The organism is Halanaerobiales bacterium (assembly GCA_035270125.1).
Taxonomy (GTDB): domain Bacteria; phylum Bacillota; class Halanaerobiia; order Halanaerobiales; family DATFIM01; genus DATFIM01.
Window position 1 is genome coordinate 1 of the sequence record DATFIM010000148.1, and the last position, 8,046, is coordinate 8,046.

Genomic DNA, 8,046 nt, shown 5'->3' on the forward strand with positions numbered 1-8,046 from the left:
CTTACCATAATTCTCAATATCATCTTCACTTAATCCTAAATCACTCGCTATTTCTGTTATTGGCTGCATTTCTGCATTCTGTGCTATTTCAATATCACTTTTCATTTCATACTCACTCCTTTTTTATTTGGTTTATATTAACAAACTTTTATTTTAATAAACTAATGTTTCCTGCTTATTAATTATTCAATAATATGAATTGATTATCCTCCTTAATTTTCAAAATAATTTATAAGTTTTTTATTTTTTTGCTTATCACTCCTTTTTTAATAATGTTTTTCATTTCTTCAACTTCAGGATAAAGAATTCTATCTTCTTTAAGTTTATCAATTTTTTCTCTAATTGTTTTGTATATAATTTTGCTACCTTTCCCTAAATCTTTTAAAGGAGAATCAGTTCTTAGATCTACAGCTTGGGCAGCTACAATCAATTCAATTGCCAATACTGTTTCAACATTTTCTACAATATCTCTTAATTTACGGCCACTTATTGAACCCATACTTACATGATCCTCTTGATTGGCAGAAGTTGGAATAGAATCAGTGCTAGCTGGATTTGCTAATACTTTATTTTCAGCAACTATTGAAGCTGCTGTATATTGAGCAATCATATATCCCGAATTCAATCCACCATGAGGTGTTAAAAACATTTCTAATCCATTATTTAAAGATCCATCTACTAAACGAGCAACTCTTCTCTCAGAAATATTCCCGACTTCACTAACAGCCATAGCTAAGTAATCAAGACCTAAAGCCAGAGGCTGTCCATGAAAATTACCACCGGATATCACCTTATCTTTTTCTGGAAAAAGCAAGGGATTATCAGTCACAGAATTAATTTCTCTGTTAATAATATCTTTTACATGATTTACAGCATCTCGACTGGCACCATGAACCTGAGGAGCACATCTTAAAGTATAAGAGTCCTGTACTCTGTTTTCATGTTCATATACTGCCAGATTGCTTCCTTTAGTAAGGTTTCTAACAACTTCAGCAGATTTAATTTGTCCTGGATGAGGTCTAAGTTTATGTATATCACCATCAAAAGCAGAAGTAATACCATTTAATCCTTCCAGAGAGAGAGCAACTGCATAATCAGCATATTCCATTAATTTTCGACTGTCATAAAGAGCAATACTACCAAGAGCAGCCATCATCTGAGTTCCATTAATAAGAGCCAGACCTTCTTTGCTAACTAAATCAATCTTTTTTATGTCAGCTTTTTCAAGAGCTTCATCTCCTGCAAGTAACTCACCTTTATAATAAGCTTTACCTTCACCCATAATAACAAGTACTATATGTGCTAAGGGAACTAAATCACCACTTGCGCCAACAGACCCCTGTTCTGGCACCCAGGGAACTACATTATTATTAAGCAGCTCTACTAATTTATTTATTACTTTTAATCTTATTCCAGAATGACCTTTAGCTAAATTATTTATTCTAAGTAAAATCATTGCCCTTACTACTTCTAAAGAAAGTGCATCACCTGTACCTACAGCATGACTTTTAATTAAGTTTTCCTGTAATTTCAAAACTTCTCCCGGTGATATTTTTTTATCACTAAACTTACCAAATCCTGTTGTTATACCATAAACAACTTCACCCTTTTTCACTAACCTGTCAACATGTTCTCTGGCCTGTTTAATCTTTTTTTTCGCTGAATCAGCAATTTTAACTTTTTCTTTATGACGAGCAACAGCAATTATATCATCTAAATTTAAGTCCTCTCCCGTTAAAATAATCATATTTTCACTCCTAACTTCTTTAATTTAATGAGTTAAAATAAATAGCAAAAGAGGAGACTAAAAAGTCTCCTCTTTTATAATCTATATATATGATTTTACTCTCAAAATTATTAGCTTTTAACATATATTCACCTTTAACTTTCCTGGTTTTCAGGTTTTTCGTTTTCTTCAGAAGAATTGTCTTCTTCTGAAGCATTTTTTTCATCATTTTGAGAACTATCATTTTCAATTTTATTTTCTTCATTTTCAGTTTGATTTTCTTCATTTTCTTCAGTAGTTGTATCTTTATCCTTTGTTTCTTCAAAAGTTTTATTTACTTTTTCTTTATTTTCTGGAGGATCTAACTCCTCACCATTCATTATCTTATGAATTTGTTCAGAATTAAGAGTTTCATGTTCTTTAAGTGCAGCTACGATTTTTTCAACAGTTTCACTATTTTCTTCCAAAAGTGATTCAGCTTTACGATAGCAATTTTCAACAATTGAACTGATTTCTCTATCAATTTCTGAAGCAACTTCTTCACTATAGTTAGGCTGTCTGGATATATCACGACCCAAAAATACCTGTTGGTCATGCTTTTGGCCTAAAGTTAATGGCCCAAGTTTTTCACTCATTCCATATTCAGTAACCATCGCTCTAACTATTTTTGTAGCTCTTTCTAAATCATTTTGAGCTCCTGTACTTATATCTTCAAGAAAAACAGCTTCTGCTGCTCTACCTCCTAACAGGGCAGTAACCATATCTGTCAATTCAGTTTTAGTCATAAAGTTTTTATCATCTTCAGGTAAATTAATTGTAAATCCACCTGCTCTACCTCTAGGTATTATCGATACTTTATGAGTGCTATCTGCATTTTCCAATAACTCACCTAATAATGCATGGCCAGTTTCATGATATGAAACAATATCTTTTTCTTTTTCAGATATAACTCTACTCTTTTTAGCAGGACCTGCAATAACTCTATCTATAGCATCATCAAATTCAAGCATACCAATTCTTTCTTTATTTCTTCTTGCAGCAAGAATTGCAGCTTCATTAGCCAGATTTTCCATATCTGCTCCTGTAAAACCAGGTGTTCTTTTGGCCAGAACTTCTGTCTTGACATCATCTGTTGTTGGTTTGTTTTTCATATGAATTTTCAAGATAGCCTCACGAGCTTTATAATCAGGTTTATCAACTGTAATTTGACGATCAAATCTACCAGGTCTAAGTAAAGCGGGATCAAGTATATCAGGTCGGTTTGTTGCAGCCATTAATATAATACCTTCATTTGGCTCAAAACCATCCATCTCTACTAAAAGCTGATTTAGAGTCTGCTCTCTTTCATCATGACCGCCACCAAGGCCTGCTCCTCTCTGACGTCCAACTGCATCTAATTCGTCTACAAAGATAATACAGGGAGCATTTTCTTTTCCTTTTTCAAAAAGATCTCTTACTCGAGAAGCACCAACACCTACAAACATTTCTACAAAATCTGAACCACTGATGAAATAAAATGGAACTCCAGCTTCACCAGCAACAGCTTTAGCCATCAATGTTTTACCAGTTCCTGGAGGTCCTACTAATAAAACCCCTTTAGGAACTTCAGCACCCACATTGGCAAATTTTTCAGGTGTTTTTAAATATTCTACTATTTCTTTTAACTCTTCCTTTACTTCTTCATAGTTAGCAACATCATCAAAAGTAGTGCCATCTTTTTTCTCATTTAATTTGGCTTTACTTTTACCAAATGACATCATTTTTCCGCCGCCACCCTGCATTCTTTGCATGATAAATATCCAGGCTACTATTAAAATTCCAATCGGAAGAACATAACCTAAAATATTCATCCACCACGGGGCAGTCGGTTCCGGTTTGGTTGATATTTCTACATCAGCATTTCTTAATTGTTCCATTAAATGCGGGATAGATTCTGGTGGAATATCAACATTAAATTCTTTATTTTCGAAGGTTCCAGACACCTTAGAGTTTCCTATAACAGTTACCTCTTTAATATTTCCTTCATTAACCTGTCTTAAAAGATTAGTGTAAGTAAAATTCTCCAAAACTTGCGGTGATTGTTGCATGAAAAATTGAGCAATTAAAATTGATATCGCAATTAATATTAGATAAAATCCTATATTTTTAACAAATTTATTCAAGTTTGAATTACCTCCCCTCTACAATTTAACCATAATACAATAAAATATTATACCATAGGAAAAATATTTTGTAAATGATTAAACATACATTTCCTCTTTCAACACACCAATATATGGTAGGTTTCTATATTTTTCCGCATAATCCAATCCATAACCTACTACAAACTTATCTGGAACTTCAAAACCATTAAAATCAGCTGTAATTTCTTTCTGTATTCTTCTCTCCGGTTTATCAAGCAGTGTAGCAATTTTTATACTTGCTGGATTTCTAGTTTTCAATAATTCTACAACATGTTTTAAAGTACGACCTGTATCCATAATATCCTCAGCTATGAGTATATGTTTGTTTTCAATATTTTCTTCTAAATCTTTTATAATTCTAACAACACCTGAAGAAGTTGTGCTGTCACCATAACTTGAAACATCCATAAAATCAAAAGTAACCGGTAATTTGATATTTCTCGCAAGGTCAGACATAAATAATATAGCCCCTCTTAAAATACCTATCATAATAATATCATCATCAGGATTATAACTATGAGTTATTTCTTCCCCCATTTCTTTTATTCTTTTATCCAATTCTTTTTCTGTTATAATAACTTCAGCAATATCTTTATCAAGTACATTCTTATTACTCATTATTTGCCTCCTTTTTAGTATAGGATAATTTCAGGATATTATCCGTTTTATTAGTAATTTTCACCTTATCATTCATATGATAACCAACTATCCATAAAATTAAATTGTTATCATCAACCACAAGAGGAATTTTATCTCTTTTTGATTTTTTTATTTTTTTATCTATAAAATAATCTTTTATTTTTTTGCTCCCATTTAATCCTAAAGGAGTAAATCTATCTCCCTGCCTTCTATTTCTTACTTTAAGGGGAAATTTAATTTTAGTAAAATCCATTAAACAATTTTGTGCTTTACTTGCCTCTTTTCTCCAGTTTTTATATTTTTTTATTTTCTCACTTTTTAATTTATAATTATGTGGTAAATTTACTATAGTTCCTAATTCAATATCTTTAGTATAATTTAAAATATTTTCTTCAAAATTACCTCTTTTTAAAATTAATTTCTTATAAACTCTTTTTATTTTAATTTTATCAGGTAAATCAATCTTTTTATTAGTAGCATTTTTAGTAAATAACTTTTTTATCTCTTGATAGTGTTTAAGATAGATATCTGCTTTCACTTCTTTTATTTTATAAATAGCATTAAACATAATTCTTCTTTTTATAACTTCATCTAATTTATTAAACTTATTGAAATCTATTTCAATCCTATCTTCTTCTTCTTTTATTACTATATTTGAAAAATGTTTTTCAGCAAGACTATTTAAATAATCATCTTCCTCTTTTACTAAATTAGCCATTCTCATTACAACATCCTTAAGTGAGGGATTAATTTCACTTTCAAGATAAGGAATAATATTATGTCTAATTTTATTTCTGGTATAAATAGTCTCTTCATTAGTTTTATCATAACGTGGATTTAAATTTTCTTTTTTACAATATTTTTCTATTTCATCTCGACTTATTGCTAAAAGAGGATGAATGATTTTATGATTATTAATATTGCTTATTGGTTCTATACCACTCAGACCAGAAAGACTACAACCTCTAACGATATTTAAAAAAACTGTTTCTACTAAATCGTCTTTATTGTGGGCTAAAGCAATTTTATTAAAATTAAAATCTTCCTGATATGAAAAAAGAAACTTCATTCTAATTTTCCTTGCTGCCTGTTCAGAAGATAATTTATTATTTTCTGCAAAATCAGGAACATTAAATTTTTCCACAAAACAGGTTATATTATAATTATCACACATCTTTTTTACAAATTTTGCTTCATTTTTAGCTTCTTTTCTAAACAAATGATTTAAGTGAAAGACAGCTATTTCTAAATTTTTATTAGCAGCTAACTTCATAAAAAGATCAAGCATAGTTAAAGAATCAGGACCACCTGAAACTCCCAATAATACTCTATCTTTTTTTGAAATCAAATTTTCTTTTTCAATAAAGTCTTTGAATTTATCATAAACTTTCACTCGTAATTACTCCCCTTTTAACTCTAAAAAATTCTTTTGCGTCAATATTAATTATTCTATATAAGTGGTCAGTATTCCTGCAATTTTTATTGATTTCACAAAGTTTCTTCTATTACTTCATTTATAAGGCCAAATAATATATCTCTTTCACTTATTGCTATTTTATCTATATCTAATATTTCTATAATTGATTTTAGAATAATTGAACCAGCAGTTATAATGTCTGCTCTCTTTTCATTTAAACCTTTCATTCTTTTTCTTTCAGAAAGACTACTATTAGATAATTTATGACAAATTGTATCAATATCAGCTTTTAATAATAAATATTGATGAATTTTTTTACTGTCATATTCTTCAAGACCTAAATCCATAGCTGCCAAAGTAGTAATAGTTCCTCCTACTCCTATCAATTTTTTTGTTTTGAAATTTATAATATCCTGTTCATTTAAAATCTTATTAATTTCATTTTGCAAGTTTTTTTGATCACTATTACTAAGAGGCTTTCTGCTATCTTCAATAATTCTTTCTGTTAGTCTAACAGCTCCAATATCAAGACTTTTTTTAATAATTTCATCCTGATTTTTCCAGATAAATTCTGTACTACCTCCACCTATATCAATAATCAAAAAATCATTATTTTTTATGTCAGTTTTTACTCCCTTATATATGTATTTTGCTTCTTTATTACCAGAAATAATATCAATTTTAAATGAAGTTCTTTTTTTAAGGGGTTTAATAAAATCTTTTTTATTGTTTACATCACGTAAAGCACTAGTCCCAACAACTTTAACATTTATGACATTATGTTTTTTTATTTTTTTGTCATATTTTTCTAAAGCTGTTATTGTTCTTTCAATAGCATTTTCTTTTAAAAATTTATTCTTATCTACTTCTTCACCCAACCGAGTAATAATTATATCTCTTTCTAAAACTTTATAATCACCATTATCATAATCAACTATTAGTAATCTTGTAGAATTAGTACCTATATCTATGGCTGCTACTTTCATTGAGAACCTCCCTTTTCTTTGTTCATTAACTTACTACAAATATCACAACTATCGGGCCAATCCAATTTATTAAATACAATTTCTCCAACTGGATTTAATCCATTAACCAGGTAATCAGCTAAATGAGTATGTAAACATTTTACCCCTTCTTTATCAATTATGCCACCTACTCCTGAATTCACTAAAACATCTCTAATGCCATCAGGTAAATCTTCAAGATTTTTATCTAAATATTCTAATCTTTTTTTGGCATAATTTTTATGTGCTTTTTTTAAAGTTAATCTAAATTCCCTATCATTTTTTAATTTTGAAGTTAACTTTTGTATTAATCCTTTATCTTCAATTTTACTTACTTCTTTTACAAAATAGGGACAACTCAACCAGTAGGTTGTAGGAAATACAATAGAATTTTCATAAGGTTTTACTATTAAAACTGCGGGATAAGAAAAAGGACAATATTTTGCTATTTCTAATAAATTATCAGGTTCTCTCTCAATTTGTTTTTTAATTAAGTTATATTCTTTATTAGACACTTTCATTTTCTCTATACTCCTCTCATACCAAAAAAAAACATCCTCCAAGCAGGAGGATGTTTTACTTTTTCTACTATCTATATTTTAAAACAAAATCGCTTTTTTATTCATTACCACTTCGCTTTGCTTCACGATTTTTTAGATCTTGTTGTCTTTCACTGCTCTGTTTTAAAAAGTCTTCCATCTTTTCTTCAAAAGATTGCTTTGGGGCATGATCTATTCTATCAGATGGATCTTCTAACTGTTTGATAGATAGCCCTATTTTACCATCATCATCAATATTAATAACCTTTACCTTAACCTTTTCATCTTCTTTAAGATAGTTAGAAATATCTTTAACATAAGTATTCGCAACCTCTGAAATATGAACTAATCCAGTGTCTCCATTTTGCAATTCAACAAACGCACCAAAATTAGTAATGCCTGTAACTTTACCTTCAACTGTAGCTCCAACCTCAATGGACATACTAAAAAAATTCCTCCTCGATTTTATAAGATTAACTACATTATAACTTAAGTCATGAATTCTGTCAAATAAAATTCTAGCATTTCTTTAAAGTAT

Annotated in this window: 8 protein-coding genes; all 8 read right to left on the minus strand. The window is 29.6% G+C overall.

Annotated features, from left to right (window positions below):
• The coding region (locus VJ881_07745; protein ID HKL75944.1) for a formate--tetrahydrofolate ligase at positions 1-105 on the minus strand (105 nt) is incomplete at its 3' end.
• A gap of 124 nt (positions 106-229) precedes the next feature.
• A complete protein-coding gene (hutH, locus tag VJ881_07750; protein ID HKL75945.1) occupies positions 230-1,747 on the minus strand; it encodes a histidine ammonia-lyase in 1,518 nt (505 codons plus the stop codon).
• Positions 1,748-1,881: 134 nt separating this feature from the next.
• The gene (ftsH, locus tag VJ881_07755) at positions 1,882-3,888 is read right to left on the minus strand and encodes an ATP-dependent zinc metalloprotease FtsH (GenBank protein HKL75946.1); all 2,007 of its coding nucleotides are present in this window, start codon (positions 3,886-3,888) and stop codon (positions 1,882-1,884) included.
• A gap of 78 nt (positions 3,889-3,966) precedes the next feature.
• Positions 3,967-4,527: a hypoxanthine phosphoribosyltransferase gene (gene hpt, locus VJ881_07760; protein ID HKL75947.1), complete on the minus strand. Its 561-nt coding sequence runs from the start codon at positions 4,525-4,527 to the stop codon at positions 3,967-3,969.
• Complete coding sequence (gene tilS / locus VJ881_07765) at positions 4,520-5,941, minus strand: tRNA lysidine(34) synthetase TilS (GenBank protein ID HKL75948.1); 1,422 nt, start codon at positions 5,939-5,941, stop codon at positions 4,520-4,522. The genes hpt and tilS overlap by 8 nt, the downstream gene beginning before the upstream one ends.
• 95 nt (positions 5,942-6,036) lie before the next feature.
• Positions 6,037-6,951, minus strand: coding sequence for a Ppx/GppA phosphatase family protein (locus VJ881_07770; protein HKL75949.1), 915 nt, complete (start codon positions 6,949-6,951; stop codon positions 6,037-6,039).
• On the minus strand, positions 6,948-7,490 hold the full coding sequence (locus VJ881_07775) for a DUF501 domain-containing protein (GenBank protein ID HKL75950.1): 543 nt from the start codon (positions 7,488-7,490) through the stop codon (positions 6,948-6,950). The genes VJ881_07770 and VJ881_07775 overlap by 4 nt, the downstream gene beginning before the upstream one ends.
• A gap of 97 nt (positions 7,491-7,587) precedes the next feature.
• Complete coding sequence (locus VJ881_07780) at positions 7,588-7,950, minus strand: S1 RNA-binding domain-containing protein (GenBank protein HKL75951.1); 363 nt, start codon at positions 7,948-7,950, stop codon at positions 7,588-7,590.
• Positions 7,951-8,046 lie beyond the last annotated feature (96 nt).